Source organism: Allobosea sp. AAP35 (genome assembly GCF_001295925.1).
Classification (GTDB): domain Bacteria; phylum Pseudomonadota; class Alphaproteobacteria; order Rhizobiales; family Beijerinckiaceae; genus Allobosea.
Genome location: NZ_LJHQ01000003.1, coordinates 230309 through 244125 on the forward strand (window position 1 = coordinate 230309; position 13817 = coordinate 244125).

At 65.6% G+C, this 13817-nt stretch carries 18 protein-coding genes, 1 tRNA gene and 1 pseudogene; 11 read left to right on the forward strand and 9 right to left on the reverse strand.

All coding sequences use genetic code 11. From position 1 onward, the window contains the following. Window positions 1-64 precede the first annotated feature (64 nt). Window positions 65-184 (forward strand): annotated as a pseudogene (locus IP69_RS21665) (EamA/RhaT family transporter); the annotation flags it as partial. Window positions 185-252: 68 nt separating this feature from the next. Here IP69_RS21665 and IP69_RS02120 read toward each other — a convergent pair. Next, entirely contained in the window at window positions 253-747 is a 495-nt protein-coding gene (locus IP69_RS02120) for an outer membrane protein assembly factor BamE (protein ID WP_082358816.1), read from the reverse strand. Between the two features lie 14 nt (window positions 748-761). Here IP69_RS02120 and IP69_RS02125 point away from each other — a divergent pair, with 14 nt between their 5' ends. The 7 genes from IP69_RS02125 (at window position 762) to sugE (ending at window position 5545) form a co-directional block, all read left to right on the forward strand. Further along, window positions 762-1445, forward strand: a complete 684-nt coding sequence (locus IP69_RS02125; RefSeq protein ID WP_248306668.1) for a ubiquinol-cytochrome C chaperone family protein — start codon at window positions 762-764, stop codon at window positions 1443-1445. Continuing rightward, complete coding sequence (locus IP69_RS02130) at window positions 1435-2004, forward strand: YceD family protein (protein WP_054141149.1); 570 nt, start codon at window positions 1435-1437, stop codon at window positions 2002-2004. The genes IP69_RS02125 and IP69_RS02130 overlap by 11 nt, the downstream gene beginning before the upstream one ends. Window positions 2005-2119: 115 nt before the next feature. After that, window positions 2120-3193, forward strand: a complete 1074-nt coding sequence (gene plsX / locus IP69_RS02135) for a phosphate acyltransferase PlsX (protein WP_054141150.1) — start codon at window positions 2120-2122, stop codon at window positions 3191-3193. 12 nt (window positions 3194-3205) lie between these two features. Next, window positions 3206-4183 carry a beta-ketoacyl-ACP synthase III gene (locus tag IP69_RS02140; RefSeq protein WP_054141151.1) on the forward strand — a complete coding sequence of 326 codons (978 nt, stop codon included), beginning with the start codon at window positions 3206-3208 and terminating at the stop codon, window positions 4181-4183. Window positions 4184-4372: 189 nt separating this feature from the next. Then, window positions 4373-4687 carry an integration host factor subunit alpha gene (locus tag IP69_RS02145; protein WP_054141152.1) on the forward strand — a complete coding sequence of 105 codons (315 nt, stop codon included), beginning with the start codon at window positions 4373-4375 and terminating at the stop codon, window positions 4685-4687. 49 nt (window positions 4688-4736) lie between these two features. After that, window positions 4737-5210: a MerR family transcriptional regulator gene (locus IP69_RS02150; RefSeq protein ID WP_054141153.1), complete on the forward strand. Its 474-nt coding sequence runs from the start codon at window positions 4737-4739 to the stop codon at window positions 5208-5210. A gap of 20 nt (window positions 5211-5230) precedes the next feature. Beyond that, window positions 5231-5545, forward strand: coding sequence for a quaternary ammonium compound efflux SMR transporter SugE (gene sugE / locus IP69_RS02155; protein ID WP_054141154.1), 315 nt, complete (start codon window positions 5231-5233; stop codon window positions 5543-5545). Window positions 5546-5554: 9 nt separating this feature from the next. On the opposite strand, the gene IP69_RS21670 is transcribed toward sugE, so the two are convergent. Continuing rightward, window positions 5555-5725 (reverse strand): hypothetical protein, encoded by a 171-nt coding sequence (locus IP69_RS21670; RefSeq protein WP_156323244.1) that lies wholly within the window; start codon window positions 5723-5725, stop codon window positions 5555-5557. 192 nt (window positions 5726-5917) lie between these two features. On the opposite strand from IP69_RS21670, the gene IP69_RS02160 reads away from it, so the two are divergent. Further along, window positions 5918-6421 carry a ferritin-like domain-containing protein gene (locus IP69_RS02160; protein ID WP_054141155.1) on the forward strand — a complete coding sequence of 168 codons (504 nt, stop codon included), beginning with the start codon at window positions 5918-5920 and terminating at the stop codon, window positions 6419-6421. Window positions 6422-6484: 63 nt separating this feature from the next. On the opposite strand, the gene IP69_RS21675 is transcribed toward IP69_RS02160, so the two are convergent. The 3 genes from IP69_RS21675 to IP69_RS02170 form a co-directional block, all read right to left on the reverse strand. Next, the gene (locus tag IP69_RS21675; RefSeq protein ID WP_156323245.1) at window positions 6485-6628 is read right to left on the reverse strand and encodes a hypothetical protein; all 144 of its coding nucleotides are present in this window, start codon (window positions 6626-6628) and stop codon (window positions 6485-6487) included. Further along, window positions 6625-7647: a LysR family transcriptional regulator gene (locus tag IP69_RS02165; protein WP_349236284.1), complete on the reverse strand. Its 1023-nt coding sequence runs from the start codon at window positions 7645-7647 to the stop codon at window positions 6625-6627. Before IP69_RS02165 ends, IP69_RS21675 begins: the two co-directional genes overlap by 4 nt. An 85-nt stretch (window positions 7648-7732) precedes the next feature. Next, window positions 7733-8158, reverse strand: coding sequence for a DoxX family protein (locus IP69_RS02170; RefSeq protein WP_054141157.1), 426 nt, complete (start codon window positions 8156-8158; stop codon window positions 7733-7735). Window positions 8159-8363: 205 nt separating this feature from the next. Here IP69_RS02170 and IP69_RS02175 point away from each other — a divergent pair, with 205 nt between their 5' ends. Both IP69_RS02175 and IP69_RS02180 read left to right on the forward strand, forming a co-directional pair. Then, on the forward strand, window positions 8364-9296 hold the full coding sequence (locus tag IP69_RS02175) for a ring-cleaving dioxygenase (RefSeq protein WP_054141158.1): 933 nt from the start codon (window positions 8364-8366) through the stop codon (window positions 9294-9296). Between the two features lie 73 nt (window positions 9297-9369). Next, window positions 9370-9990, forward strand: a complete 621-nt coding sequence (locus IP69_RS02180) for an alpha/beta hydrolase (RefSeq protein ID WP_054141159.1) — start codon at window positions 9370-9372, stop codon at window positions 9988-9990. Between the two features lie 92 nt (window positions 9991-10082). Here IP69_RS02180 and IP69_RS02185 read toward each other — a convergent pair whose 3' ends face one another. From IP69_RS02185 to IP69_RS02200, 4 genes are all read right to left on the reverse strand, one after another. After that, window positions 10083-10313, reverse strand: coding sequence for a hypothetical protein (locus tag IP69_RS02185; protein ID WP_054141160.1), 231 nt, complete (start codon window positions 10311-10313; stop codon window positions 10083-10085). Window positions 10314-10519: 206 nt separating this feature from the next. Further along, a tRNA-Pro gene (locus tag IP69_RS02190) sits at window positions 10520-10597 on the reverse strand. Between the two features lie 76 nt (window positions 10598-10673). Then, window positions 10674-11915: an O-antigen ligase family protein gene (locus tag IP69_RS02195; RefSeq protein WP_054141161.1), complete on the reverse strand. Its 1242-nt coding sequence runs from the start codon at window positions 11913-11915 to the stop codon at window positions 10674-10676. Further along, window positions 11912-13462, reverse strand: a complete 1551-nt coding sequence (locus IP69_RS02200) for an undecaprenyl-phosphate glucose phosphotransferase (protein WP_054141162.1) — start codon at window positions 13460-13462, stop codon at window positions 11912-11914. The genes IP69_RS02195 and IP69_RS02200 overlap by 4 nt, the downstream gene beginning before the upstream one ends. Window positions 13463-13817: the final 355 nt, after the last annotated feature.

A 13817-nucleotide genomic window follows, 5' to 3' on the forward strand; every position in this document is an offset into this window, starting at 1 on the left:
ATGCCGTTGCCGCTTCTCATCCCAGGGCGGGTCGGCGTTGGCCTTCGTGATCTATTTTCACCTGATCGGCATGGTCTTCCTGGGTGAGACCCTTGCCCCCACGGCTTGGGCCGGGCTGGTTCTCGTGGTCGGCGGCGTCCTGGCGATGACGCTGCCGGTGCGCACGCCGCCCGCGCCAGTCTGAGGCGAACAGTCCAATAAAAAACCCGCGGCGAGAGCCGCGGGCTTGGTCGTCTGAGAGCTTGCCGGGGGTTACGACCCCAGCGGGTTGAACCGGGTCACGCCGCGGAAGAGGTTGCGCAGGAAGCTCTGCTCCTCGCCGCCGGTGGCCGTGGTGCGGCTGATGAAGTCGAAGATCACGCCGTCCTGCAGCCCGTAATTGGCAATGCGCTCGACCTTGAAGGCCTTGTTGAAATAGATCACCAGCACCTTCTGGTCGACGACGGTCAGCTCCTGGAACTGGAACCGCCGATAGACCGTCTGGCTGATGTAATAGAAGGTCCGGTTGCCGACGGTCGATGTCGTCGAAGGCGTACCCAGCGTCGACAGCACCTGCTGGACATCCATGCCGACCCTGACCTGCGCGATCAGTGCCTCGTCGGCGACAAAGCCGCGCTTGAACTCTTCGTTCATGCCCGACGAGGTCGCGAGCTTGAAGCCGCCGGCATTGGGACCGCAGCCGGCGAGAGCCAGGGAGGTTGTCGCGAGAAGGCCGAGCAGGGCAGTACGGCGGGAAACGGCAATCATGCGGACGGCATCCAGTGGCGCTGCGGCAAAGGGCCAAGGCCCGCGCCGCTTGTCAAACAGGTGGAGGTTGGCGTAACGCCCGAGGATGGCTTTGGCAAGGCAAGGACGTTCTCCGCGCCGCCCGCCGGGAAAGCACAAGCCCCATGTTCGGTTTATTCGGCAAGCGCGAGGTCAAGCCGTCACCCGTCGATGCGATGTTTACCCGTATCGTCGACGCCTCGCGCCAGCCTGCGCTCTATCTCGACGGCGGGATCGCCGATGATTTCGAAGGACGCTTCGAATCGCTGACGCTGCATGTCTTCCTGGTGATGCGGCGGCTGCGGGAACTGCCGGCCCCTGCCGGTGACGTGGCCCAGGATCTTGTCGATGCGTGTTTTGCCTATCTCGAACTTGGCGTCCGCAACAGCGGCACCAGCGACATCGCGGTGCCCAAGCGCATGAAAAAGATCGGCCAGATGTTCTACGGCCGCGTCCAGGCCTATGAGGCGGCACTGCTGGCACAAGACCCCGCAGAGCTGGCCGAGGCCCTGCGCCGCAATGCGGCGCCTCAGGCGTCCAGTGGGGAAGGAGCAGCCCATCTCGCTGCTTATGCCCGCCGGATCCAAACCCGGCTGGCGCAGCGCGATCTGGAGGCCATTTTGGCAGAAGCCCCCCTGTTTCCGGCGCTGCAGCCCGGCGAGACCGACCATGGCAACTGACACCCCCTTGCCCCCATCCGCACCCTTGCCCCTGCAGCGGCCGATCCGCGTCGACGAGATCAAGCTGCGCGGCTCTCACATCGCGGTCCGGGCGGAGGCAAGCGAACTTGCCGGCATCGCCCGCATGCTCGATCTGCCCTCGGTCGAGGCACTCGAGGCGCGCTATGTGCTCACGCGCAGCGGACAGAAGGTCAAGCTGGAGGGCGAGATGACGGCCCGTCTGCACCAGACCTGCGCCGTCACGCTCGATGCCTTCCCGGTGACGCTGACCGTGCCGCTCAAGCTCGATTTCGCGCCCGAGGAGCCGATGAACCCGCGGCGCAAGAGCCCCGAACTCGAAGCTGGCGCCATCGAACTCGAGGTCAGGCTGAACGAGGAGGATCCGCCCGAGCCGATCATCGACGGCGTGATCGATCTTGGCGCCGTGACGCTCGAATTTCTCGCGCTGGGGCTCGATCCCTATCCGCGCAAACCCGGCGCGAGCTTCGCCGAACCCGCACCCGAAGCCCCGCCCGAATCGCCCTTTGCGGCGCTGGCGCGTCTCAAGCGCAGCGAATGACGCGCACCGGCGGCTTTAACGTGGCTTGCGGCGGACGCCCAAGTCGCTATTGTCCCGCCCGCATCGAGCCGCCCCGGAACGCAGGTCGGCCGCTCCTGGGATCAACCATCACTCCATGACACGACCGGTTACAATCGCGCTCGATGCGATGGGCGGGGATCACGGCCCTGCCATCGTCATCCCCGGCGCCGCGCTCACCTTGGAGCGCCGCCCGGATGCGCGTTTCGTCATCTTCGGCGACGAGGGGCTCGTTCTGCCGATCCTCGACCAGCACCCCAAGCTCAAGGCCGTGACGACGTTCCACCACACCGACGTCTCGGTGAAGATGGACGACAAGCCGAGCCAGGCGCTGCGCTATGGCCGCTACAAATCCTCGATGTGGCGCGCCATCGACGCCACCAAGACCGGCGAGGCCGACGTCACCGTCTCCGCCGGCAACACCGGCGCGCTGATGGCGATGTCAAAGTTCTGCCTGAAGTCGATGCCCGAGGTCGATCGTCCCGCCATCGCCTGCCTGTGGCCGACGGTGCGCGGCGAGAGCGTTGTGCTCGATGTCGGCGCGACCATCGGCGCGGATGCCCGCCATCTCGTCGATCTCGCGGTGATGGGCGCGGCCATGGCCCGCGTGATCTTCGATCTCGACCGGCCGACGGTCGGCCTGCTCAATGTCGGCGTCGAGGAGATCAAGGGCGTCGAGGCCGTCAAGGAGGCCGGTCGCATCCTGCGCGAACTCAATTTGCCGAATATGAGCTATCACGGTTTCGTCGAGGGCGACGATCTCGGCAAGGGCACGGTCGATGTCGTCGTCACCGAAGGTTTTACCGGAAACATCGCGCTGAAGACGGCGGAGGGTACCGCTCGCCAGATCAGTACCTATCTGAAGGCGGCGATGAGCCGTTCGCTGATGGCCAAGATCGGCTATCTGTTCGCGCGCGGCGCCTTTGCGGCGCTGAAGGACAAGATGGATCCGCGCAAGGTTAATGGCGGCGTGTTTCTCGGCCTCGAGGGCATCGTCATCAAGAGCCATGGCGGCACGGATGCGGTCGGTTTCGCCAGCGCGACCGAACTTGGCTACGAGATGGCGCGCGAGAACCTGATGGCGAAAGTCCGCGAGATGGTGGCGGCGTCGGCCCGGCAGGAAGCGTCGGCTCAGGCGGAAACGGCTGTGCAGGCAGCCGTCGTCCAATAGGGAAGACCGATCTTGTCTATTCTGCGTTCCCAGATCGCCGGTTGCGGCTCCTATCTCCCTGCGCGCATCGTCACCAATGCCGAATTGGCGCAGCGCGTCGACACGACCGATGACTGGATCGTCCAGCGCACCGGCATCCGCCAGCGCCATGTCGCAGCCGAAAACGAAGCGACCTCGACCCTGGGCCTGAAGGCGGCGCAGGCCGCCCTTGCCGATGCGGGCATGGACGCCGCCGAGATCGATCTCATCATCGTGGCGACCGCGACGCCCGACCACACCTTTCCCGCGACCGCGACGCAGATCCAGGCGGCACTCGGCATCAGCCATGGCGCGGCGTTCGATCTGCAGGCCGTCTGCTCGGGCTTCGTCTTCGCGCTCGCCACCGCCGACAAGTTTCTCAGCACGGGGGCGGCGAAGGCCGCGCTCGTCATCGGTGCGGAGACCTTTTCCCGCATTCTCGACTGGGAGGACCGCACCACCTGCGTCCTCTTCGGGGACGGCGCCGGCGCCGTGGTGATGAAGGCTGCGCCCGGTGACGGCACGCTCGCCGATCGGGGCGTACTGACGACGCATATCCGCTCGGATGGCCGCTACAAGGACAAGCTTTATGTCGATGGCGGGCCTGGCTCGACCAAGACGGTCGGTTTCCTGCGCATGGAGGGCAAGGAGGTCTTCCGCCACGCGGTCCAAAACCTCGCCGAGACCGTGCGCCACACCTTCGAGCAGACAGGGCTGAGCGGCGCCGACATCGACTGGTTCGTGCCTCATCAGGCCAATCGCCGCATCATCGACGCCACCGCCGACAAGCTCGGCATCGATCGCGAGCGGGTGGTGGTGACGGTCGATCGCCACGGCAACACCTCGGCTGCCTCGATCCCGATGGCGCTGGCCGAGGCCCATCACGACGGCCGCATCAAGCGCGGCCAGTTGGTCCTGATCGAGGCGATGGGCGGCGGCTTCACCTGGGGGTCGGCGCTGATCCGCTGGTAGCCCCCGAGGCGGATTCCCGGCGCATTTGACGGATTATCGCGCTGTTTTCATTTAATTTTCACAGGGCGAGCGCATCAGCGCGCGCTCGAGCATTGACCCGGCCCGCGGCTGCGCCTAGCGTTCCTCGTCCGTAATGGCGAAAGGCAGGTGGTAGACCCGCCGGCCGAGATAACGCCTTGGAGGATATGAATGGCGGGGCAAACGGTAACGCGGGCCGACCTGTGCGAGGCCGTCTACCAGAAGATCGGCCTGTCGCGGACGGAGTCGTCCAAGCTCGTCGAGGCTGTGCTCGACGAGATCTGCGATGCGGTCGCCCGCGGCGAGAACGTCAAGCTGTCCTCGTTCGGCTCCTTCGTCGTGCGCGACAAGGGGGAACGGATCGGGCGCAATCCCAAAACTGGCGTCGAAGTCCCGATCGAGCCGCGTCGTGTGATGGTGTTCAAGCCGTCGAACGTCATGAAGGCCCGCATCAACGGGCAGTCGGGTGAAGGCGAAGACGCGTGAGCCGTGATCAGTGAGTGGGGCGTTCCACAACGGCGACACCGAGGCCGACATGGACACCAAGAGCCCAGATGCCTTCCGGACCATCAGCGAAGTCGCTGAAGACCTCGACATACCTCAGCATGTCCTGCGTTTCTGGGAGACGCGCTTTTCCCAGATCAAGCCGCTCAAGCGCGGCGGCGGACGGCGCTATTATCGCCCCGACGACGTCGCCCTGCTCAAGGGCATCCGCCGGCTGCTTTACGGCGAGGGCTACACGATCAAGGGCCTGCAGCGCATCCTCAAGGAGCAGGGGCCGCGCCATGTCCAGGCGATTGGGCGGGGCGGACCGATCGGCCCGCCGCCTGCGGGTGAAAAGAGCACGATCGGTAGCCATCCGGGGCCGGGTGCCAATCCCGGGCCGATGCGTGCATCTGTGCCGCGGGGTCTCGACGACATCACGCTCCTGACGGCGGTGATGGCCGAACTCGGCGAGTGCAAGCGCATTCTCGACCGGGCCCTCCAGCCGCCTGCCGACAGCGCCTGACGGGCAGGAGCGCCGCCATCATGGCCTGGTTCTACCTTTTCATCGCCGGTCTGTTCGAGGTTGGCTGGGCGATCGGGCTGAAATACACCCAAGGCTTCACCAGGCTTGTGCCGACGGTGCTGACGCTGGCCAGCATGGCGGTGAGCCTCGGCCTGTTGGGGCTTGCCCTCAAGTCGCTGCCGGTGGGCACCGCCTATGCGGTCTGGACCGGCATCGGCACGGTCGGGACGGCGGCGCTTGGCGTCGTCCTGCTTGGCGAGCCGGCGACCGCCTTGCGCCTCGCCTGCATCGGCCTGATCGTCGCCGGCATCATCGGCCTCAAGCTCGTCGCCTGAAGCGCCGTTCTAGCGGCGCTGCAGGGCTTCGGGCCAGTAGCCGCCGCGCTCGATCGCGACGATGAGCACGATCACGGCCAGCGTCACCACCAGCGTCATCAGCTTTGCGTTCCACGGCACGCCGCGGCCGATCAGCCAGATCAGCGTTACGCCGATCATCAAGGGAACGAGCAATTCCATGCGATAAGTTTAGAGCAACCGGCGCGGCAAAGGAACCCGGATCGGGTCGGTCGCGCATCACCGAGCCGTGACGGACCGGTAATGTCATGGGGAACCCAACCCGGTCGCGGACGTTCGCTGGAGAAGGGGAGGCAATGGCCAGGCGCCATGTCGACCCCGGCTCATCACAGCGACACGCGACAGGAGAGCGACATGGGACTTTTTTCAAAAGACATCGAGACGATGGACAACCTGTTCGTCCATCAGCTGCAGGACGTGTATTACGCTGAAAAGCAGATTCACAAATCCCTGCCGAAGATGATCGAGAAGGCGACCGACCCTTCGCTCAAGCAGGGGCTGGAAGCCCATCGCACCGAAACGCAGGGGCATATCGCGCGGCTCGAGCAGGTCTTCAAGCAGCATGGTGCCGAGGCCAAGGCGGTCAATTGCCCGGCCATCGACGGCATCCTCGAGGAGGCCGACGAGGTCGCCGGTGAAGTCGCTGACAAGCGCGTTCTCGACGCCGCCATCATCGCCGCCGCCCAGGCGGTCGAGCATTACGAGATCGCCCGTTACGGCACGCTGGTCGCCTGGGCCAAGCAGCTCGGGCGCGACGATTGCGCGGCCCTGCTGCAGCAGAACCTCGACGAGGAACACAGCGCCGACGACAAGCTGACCAAGCTGGCGGAATCGGGCATCAACCGCAAGGCGGCCTGATCCTCCATCGCTTTCACTGGCACGACGACACCCGCGATGGCTGCCATCGCGGGTGTTTTGCTGTCACATCGGGTTGCCGGGATCGCCGGGCGGAACTTTGGGCGGCTTGTCGCCGGCCCGCCCGCGCGCCCAGTAACCGGCGAAGACGAGCCCCAGCGGGATCGACCCGAACAGCAGCCAGGGCAAAAAACTCCAGTCGCTGCTCACGCGGGCATCCCCTCATTGATCGCGACACGCGGCTCGCGCGGCGAAAGCGCCATGGCGCCCTCGATCAACGGTTTCATCCGCCCCAATTCCCCCGCCATGAAATCCAGAAACAGCCGAACGCGCGGCGAATGACGCAGATCGGGATGCGTCAACAGCCACAGATCGGCTGAAAAGCCCGGATCGGGAGCCGCCAGCCGGGTCAGGCCGGGCTTCGTGTCGGCGATGAAACAGGGCAGGAAGCCGATGCCGATGCCGGCCTCGACAGCTTCGGCGAGGCCCAGCACGGTGTTGACCTTGTAGACGATGCGCTCGGGCGCGACATGCGAGGCGAGATAGCGCACCGCCTTGAGCCCGTTGAAGCCTTCGCCGAGCGACACCCAGCTATGCTCCCACAGGCTCTCGATCTCGACGGGCCCGGCCTCCGCAAAGTCGCCGGCCCGCCCGTAAAGCGCCCAGGCAATCCGCGCCGCCTTGCGGCCGACCAGCGTTTCGGGGGGATTGTCGGTGGCGCGGATCGCCACATCGGCATCGCGCTTCGACAGGTTCAGTGCCTGGTTGCTGAGCAGCACATCAAGGCGGATATCGGGGCACTGCGCCAGGAAGCCGGCGAAGACCGGGGTCAAAAGGTCGACCAGCAGGGAATCATTGGTGGTGACGCGCAGCTCACCGGCCGGCTTGATCTCCTGGCCGGCGAGCTTCAGCGCAAAGGCGCTGATGTCGTCGTCGACCCGTCCGGCGAGTTGCGCCATCTCGTCGCCCGCAGGCGTCGCGACATAGCCGCTGCGATGGCGCTCGAACAGCTTGACGCCGAGCCCGTCCTCGATCTGGCCGAGACGACGGAAGACCGTCGAATGGTTGAGTCCCAGCGAGGCGGCGGCCGCGGGCAAAGCCCGCCGGTCCGCGATCGCCTTGATCAGGCGAAAATCGTCCCAGGCCAGCGTTTTCGTCTGCGCCAGCTTGGTGAGAGGCGGTTTGGCCATGAGCTGCTGGGAAAGGGGTGGTTTGGTCGGCGCGGTCATGCCGCACTCTCCGACAGGACTTCGCCGCCATCAAGGCCGGGGGGGCCCGATGACGGCGAAGCGGTCGCCGCAATGACGCGGTCGTTCAGGCGGCGGCGGGCGCACCCAGCGTCGGCAGGCGTGCCGATTTCAGGGCCAGCGCCCCGTCGCCGAGCAGGCCATGGGCCAGCGCGGTGAGAGCCAGGAAGGCCGGATACTCCCAGCCGCCATTGGAGGCGTTGAACACCCAGCCATTGCCGGCATGCACCATCAGGGCGCCCAGCAGCACAGGCAGCAGCGCGATCGAGACATAGCGGCCATAGAAACCGGTCAGGATCGCAAGACCGCCAATGAGTTCGGCCAGGATGATCGGCCAGGCGAGGAAGGCGGGCAGTCCGACCTGGCCGAGGAAGCCGGCAAAGCCGGCGGGCGTGAAGATCGCGAGCTTGAGATAGGCATGGGCGATGAACATGACGCCGAGTGCGACGCGCAGGGTCAAGGCAGCGTAGGGAGCGAGGCGATGGTCGATCATGACGAAAAGTCTCCAGAACAACGGGACCGGGCTGGTCTCGGACCAACAGATCGTCCGAGCTCGATCGCAATGCAAACAGCGAAATACCAATGATGAGATTGCATCAACGCAACCGTTTCGCTCTGGCGCTTTAGGCCGACAGGGCCGATCTTCCTCGCCAACAGGGCAGCCGCCCTTGGCCAACAGCGTTGGAAGGACCTTCGTCATGCAGATCAACGGCATTCATCACGTCACGGCGATTTCCGGACCGGCGCGCCGCAATCTCGATTTCTACGGCCGCGTGCTCGGTCTGCGTCTCGTCAAGAAGACCGTCAATTTCGACGATCCCGGCACCTATCATCTCTATTATGGCGACGCCGCCGCTGCGCCGGGCTCGATCCTGACCTTCTTCCCCTGGGAGCATGCCGCACCTGGCCGGCTCGGCGTCGGCGAGACGCAGGAAACCGTCTTCCGGGTTCCGGCCGCCGCGATCGGCTACTGGGCGCATCGTTTCGTCGCGCAGGGCGTTCCCCATGACGCGCCGGTGAAGCGCTTTGGCGAAACGGTGCTGGCCTTCCGCGATCCCGACGGGATGCGGCTTGCGCTGGTCGGAGTGTCCGGCATTGAGGCTGAGGCCGCTTGGGCGGGCAGCGACGTGCCCCTGGAATACGCCATCCGCGGCTTTCAGGGCGTCAGCCTTCTCGTTGCTGATGCGGCGCCGACCGGTGCCATTCTCAGCGACGTCTTCGGCTTTCACGAGATCGGCCGCGACGACACGCTGGTTCGCTACCGGGCCGAAGGCGCGCCTTTCGGCGACATCGTCGATCTGCGCGTTGCCGGCGGCTTCCTGCCGGCGCGCCAGGGCGCGGGCTCGGTCCACCATATCGCCTTCCGCGCCGCCGATGATGCGGCGCAGGACGAGATGGTGCGCAAGCTCGCGGAGAACCACGGCATCCGCACGACGGAGCAGCGCGACCGGAATTACTTCCGCTCCGTCTATTTCCGCGAGCCCGGCCACGTGCTTTTCGAGATCGCGACCGATGCGCCGGGCTTTGCCGTGGACGAGCCCGCCGAGACGCTCGGCCACGCACTGAAGCTCCCGGCCGGGCTGGAAAGCCAGCGCGCCCGGATCGAAGCCGTCCTGCCGGCGCTGGTCTAAAAGCGCCGCCCCGACGCCCTGCCTGGCCTTGCGGCCGGGCAGGGCGCTCGTCACAGAAATAAGGAGATTCCCGATGGACGCCGCCGCGACCACCGATTTTGTTCATGTCTACGAGCCCGGCTCGGATGCGAACCGGCCGCCGCTTCTGCTGCTGCACGGCACCGGCGGGGACGAGCGCGATCTGCTGGGGCTTGGCCGGGCGGTCGCGCCAGGCTCGGCCCTGCTGTCCCCGCGCGGCAAGGTGCTGGAAGGCGCGATGCCGCGCTTCTTCCGGCGTCTGGCGGAGGGCGTCTTCGACGAGGACGATCTGCGCCGCCGCACGCATGAACTCGCCGATTTCGTCTCGCTCGCACGCGAACGTCACGGGCTGGCCGCGCCGATCGCGGTCGGTTTCTCGAATGGGGCCAACATCGCCGCCAGCCTGCTGCTGCTGCGGCCGGAGGCGCTGGCCGGAGCCGCTTTGCTACGGGCCATGTCGCCTTTCGCGCAACCGCCGCAGACTGATCTGTCGGGCAAGCGCGTTCTGATCCTGTCGGGAGCAATGGACCCGATCATCCCCGGCGATGATGCAAAGCGGCTGGCCCGCACGCTCTCGGGCAACGGCGCCAGCGTCGATCATCGCGTGCTCCCGGCAGGGCATGGCCTGTCACAGCCGGATATCGGCTTGCTCAAGGGCTGGCTGGATGCGGCTTGACGTATCTGAGGGCGGCGCCCGCGCGTAACCGAAGGCAGCGCCCGTGCACCGCCTTCGTCGTTCAGCTTGTCGGCGCCGTCGGCTTCAAGCGGTCAGGTCGCCGGCGCTGCCGGCTTGCGCTTGGAGGTCTTGGCCGGCGCGGGCGGAGCCGGCGGCTCGGCCGCCTGTCTGGCCAGGCGCTGCGCCTTCAGCAGGTCGATCTTCTTGCGCGCGGCCGCTTCTTCGGCCGCGATGCGGCCGCTGGATTTCTGCTTTTCGCGAGGCGCTTCCTGGACGCTGTTGACGTCGTGCCAGGCGCGTGTTCCCCGGTTTTCCCCTGCCATCGCTCTCGTCCTTCTGTCACACGCTGAGAGACGCAAGCTTAACCGCTATTGCGCTGCGATACGAGCCGGATGATGCGATATCGCGCCGGCATCGAATTTGTCAGGAATGATGCTCGATGACTGGCGCTTGAAGGGCGTCGAACAAGCCGACACGAAGTCGCCGGGCACAGCCGCGCGGCAATCGCTGGGGATGCGATGGTACGAAATGGTCGGAGCGAGAGGATTCGAACCTCCGACCCCTTGTCCCCCAGACAAGTGCGCTAACCGGGCTGCGCTACGCTCCGACGAACCGGCTTATAGGGGCGGGCTCGCGCGGATGCAATCAGCTTTGCGGGATTGTTGCACAGGGATGGCGGGATCTCAGACATCCGCCCTGTCCCGAGCTGTGTTGCGGGGCAACGCCGCCAGGCCCCAGACGAGGCCGAGCATCAGATACAGGTGCCGCCAATGGTCGGTGTCGATCTGCAGGCCCTGCAGGATCGTGACGAACAGCACCGACCACAGCACGATAGCCTGATTCTGCAAGGCGCTGCGCCGGAACACCAGCCGCCAGCCGATGAGGCAGGTCGCGGACGTCAGCGCGAGCCATGAGATACCGCCGAGCCAGCCATAGGAGGCGAAGGCGTTGATGTAGACGTTGTGCGGATCCTCGGGGAAGATGAAGCGAAAGCGCAGCGGGCCGAAGCCGTTGGGCGCGTCGAGCAGCAGCGGGATCGAGCGCAGCTGGCTTCCGAACCGGCCGGTGACGCCGAGATCATAGCTTTGCTCCAGCGAGGCGCGGATCTCGAACACCGAACGGATCGATTCGAAAGAAAGCGCGATCAGGAGCGCCGCCACCGCCAGCCCGATCGCCAGCAGGGACAGGCCCACGATCCGTCCCCGCTGCCGCGCACTGCCGGAGGCGAGATAGGTCAGCGCCGTCATCAGCAGCAGCGAGACGACGAGATGGGCCCAGGCCCCGCGCGAAAAGGTCAAAAACAGCGCCAGCAAGGGCACGCTCATCACCAGAAGGCCGCGCAGGAGGCTGGTTCGCCCCGTCAGCACATGCTGCAGCGTGAAGGCGATCGGCAGAACGAGAAAGGGTCCAAGGACGTTAGGATCCTTGAACGTGCCGGAAGCGCGGCTGGCGTAGCTGAAGACGGATCCCAGGCCGGCGACATCGAAATAGCCGAGGATGCCTGCCAGCCCCGCATACCAGGCCGCGATCATCCAGCCCTTGCGCAGGGTTTCGATCCGGCTGGCGGTGTCCTCGGCCATGATCGCCGCCAGCACGATCGCGGTGATCATCAGATAGACGGAGACGGCGGTGAAGCGCACCGACGGCGCCTCGTCCATCCAGGGGATGAGCGAAAAAACGCCGCCGAGATTATAAAGCAAAAGCAGCAGGATCAGCGGCAGCAGCCTCTGCGACAGCCTGATGCCGGTCAGCAGGAAGGCGAAGACGACGAGCAGAAAGACGAACTCGTAGGGCGACGGCTCGATCAGGGCGAGCCCGCTCGACGCGCCGAGCAGCCAGAGCGCCCCGCGCTGGATCGAGGCATGGGCAATCAGGGGGCCGTGCCGACCCGATGCCGCCCCGGTCCTGTCAGCCAGCGCGCTCAATAAGCATTCTCGTTCTTGGTCATCAGCGAGAACGGCGTTTTCACCAGGATGTAGAGGTCCAGCAGCACCGACCAGTTCTCGATGTAGTAGAGATCATGCTCGACGCGGCGCTGGATCTTGTCCTCGGTGTCGGTCTCGCCGCGCCAGCCATTGACCTGGGCCCAGCCGGTGATGCCGGGCTTCACCTTGTGGCGCGCGAAATAGCCGTCGACCACCTGTTCATAGGCCCGGTTCGAAGCCGTGGCGTGAAGGGCGTGGGGGCGCGGCCCCACCAGCGAGAGATTGCCGCGAAAGACGACGTTGAACAGCTGCGGCAATTCGTCGAGCGAGGTCTTGCGGATGAAGCGGCCGACGCGGGTGACGCGCGGATCGTCCTTGGTGACCTGCTTGGCGGCCGTGAAATCGCTCATCTCGTGATAGAGCGAGCGGAACTTGAAGACTTCGATCTGCTCGTTGTTGAAGCCGTAGCGCTTCTGCCGGAACAGCACGGGGCCCTTGGAATCGAGCTTGATGGCGATCGCTGTCGTCAGCATCACCGGCGAGAGCAGGATCAGCGCCAGCGTGCCGACGATCTTGTCGAACACCCATTTGACCACGATGTCCCAGTCGGCGATCGGCCGGTCGAAGACGTCGAGCACCGGCACCGCGCCGAAATAGGAATAGGAGCGCGGCCGGAAGCGCAGCTTCGACATATGTGCCGAGAGGCGGATGTCGATCGGCAGCACCCAGAGCTTGCGCAGCATGGCAAGCAGCCGCGCCTCGGCCGAGATCGGCAGCGTGAAGATCACGAGGTCGAGCTTGGTGCGCCGTGCGAATTCGACGAGGTCGTCGATCGTGCCGAGCTTGGGATAGCCTGCGACGAGATCGGGCGAGCGATCGTCGTTGCGATCGTCGAAGACGCCGCAGATTCGCAGGCCCGTGTCGCGCTGCGCTTCGAGCGCGCGGATCAGCGCCTCGCCGGCCTCACCGCCGCCGACGATCGCGGTGCGCCGCTCGAGCCGGCCCGAGCGCGTCAGATGGCGCACGCCCAATGTGACGAGCAGGCGCTCTGCGAGCAGCGCGGCGCCACCGAAGCCATAGAAGCCGAGCAGCCAGACGCGCGAGACCTGGTCGCCCGCCTTGAGAAAGAAAAACACGGCAAGCGTGATCAGGAACAGCAGGGTCCAGCCGCTGATCAGCCTGACCGTCATGGCGATGAAGTTCCGCAGCGCGCCGACATGGTAGAGATGCAGCGCCTGAAACACGGCCAAGGCGCCAACTGCGAGCGCGGGAATGGTGATCTGATAGGGCAGGGTGTTTTCGACATGGCCTGCGGCGTAAAGCCAGTAGATCAGGCTGGCCGCTCCGACCACGGCGAGCACGTCGAGCAGGCGCACCAGCCCCTCGATCATCACCGGAGACAGCGTCGGCTTGACCGGGATCGCCGCGATCCGCTCTGCGAGCGGGTGAAAGGCCCGTGTTCCGCCGCCGGTCGAACCGAACATCTCCGGCGTCGCCGATGCGGCGGCATCCGCCTTCATCAGATCGCGGACATCGAAGGCACCCATCGTCACATCCCTGGTCGCTGCAACCCTGGTCGATTTCGGCGCCGGATCCGTTGTCGTCACCGGCCCCTGATCTTGTTGTGGGCTTAGCCGACAATGCTCACGGAAGCCTTAACCGGACCGCTCGCTGTTTCGCAGGAAACCCGCCGCGGCGCAGGCGTTTCCGCTGCGACGGGGCGCCAGCGAAAAAACACGAATTTTCCTTGGCCCGCCAGTGTATTGGCGCAGTCGAACTCACGCGTTTTCGACGCGTTGCGAAGCGTCTCAAGGGAGGTTGAAGTCGTTTCAGGTTGACGTAAAGCATTGTCGAGGCTATACGGCTCCTCGATGAGTGTCTGAGAAGCACATTGCTGCGCGA

Bases quoted from the DNA above. Each gene is read 5' to 3' on its own strand.
- IP69_RS02120 (WP_082358816.1), bottom strand. From the start codon at position 747: ATGATTGCCGTTTCCCGCCGTACTGCCCTGCTCGGCCTTCTCGCGACA.
- IP69_RS02130 (WP_054141149.1), top strand. From the start codon at position 1,435: ATGGCAACTGACACCCCCTTGCCCCCATCCGCACCCTTGCCCCTGCAG.
- plsX (WP_054141150.1), top strand. From the start codon at position 2,120: ATGACACGACCGGTTACAATCGCGCTCGATGCGATGGGCGGGGATCAC.
- IP69_RS02145 (WP_054141152.1), top strand. From the start codon at position 4,373: ATGGCGGGGCAAACGGTAACGCGGGCCGACCTGTGCGAGGCCGTCTAC.
- IP69_RS02150 (WP_054141153.1), top strand. From the start codon at position 4,737: ATGGACACCAAGAGCCCAGATGCCTTCCGGACCATCAGCGAAGTCGCT.
- sugE (WP_054141154.1), top strand. From the start codon at position 5,231: ATGGCCTGGTTCTACCTTTTCATCGCCGGTCTGTTCGAGGTTGGCTGG.
- IP69_RS21670 (WP_156323244.1), bottom strand. From the start codon at position 5,725: ATGGAATTGCTCGTTCCCTTGATGATCGGCGTAACGCTGATCTGGCTG.
- IP69_RS02160 (WP_054141155.1), top strand. From the start codon at position 5,918: ATGGGACTTTTTTCAAAAGACATCGAGACGATGGACAACCTGTTCGTC.
- IP69_RS02165 (WP_349236284.1), bottom strand. From the start codon at position 7,647: ATGACCGCGCCGACCAAACCACCCCTTTCCCAGCAGCTCATGGCCAAA.
- IP69_RS02170 (WP_054141157.1), bottom strand. From the start codon at position 8,158: ATGATCGACCATCGCCTCGCTCCCTACGCTGCCTTGACCCTGCGCGTC.
- IP69_RS02175 (WP_054141158.1), top strand. From the start codon at position 8,364: ATGCAGATCAACGGCATTCATCACGTCACGGCGATTTCCGGACCGGCG.
- IP69_RS02180 (WP_054141159.1), top strand. From the start codon at position 9,370: ATGGACGCCGCCGCGACCACCGATTTTGTTCATGTCTACGAGCCCGGC.
- IP69_RS02185 (WP_054141160.1), bottom strand. From the start codon at position 10,313: ATGGCAGGGGAAAACCGGGGAACACGCGCCTGGCACGACGTCAACAGC.
- IP69_RS02200 (WP_054141162.1), bottom strand. From the start codon at position 13,462: ATGGGTGCCTTCGATGTCCGCGATCTGATGAAGGCGGATGCCGCCGCA.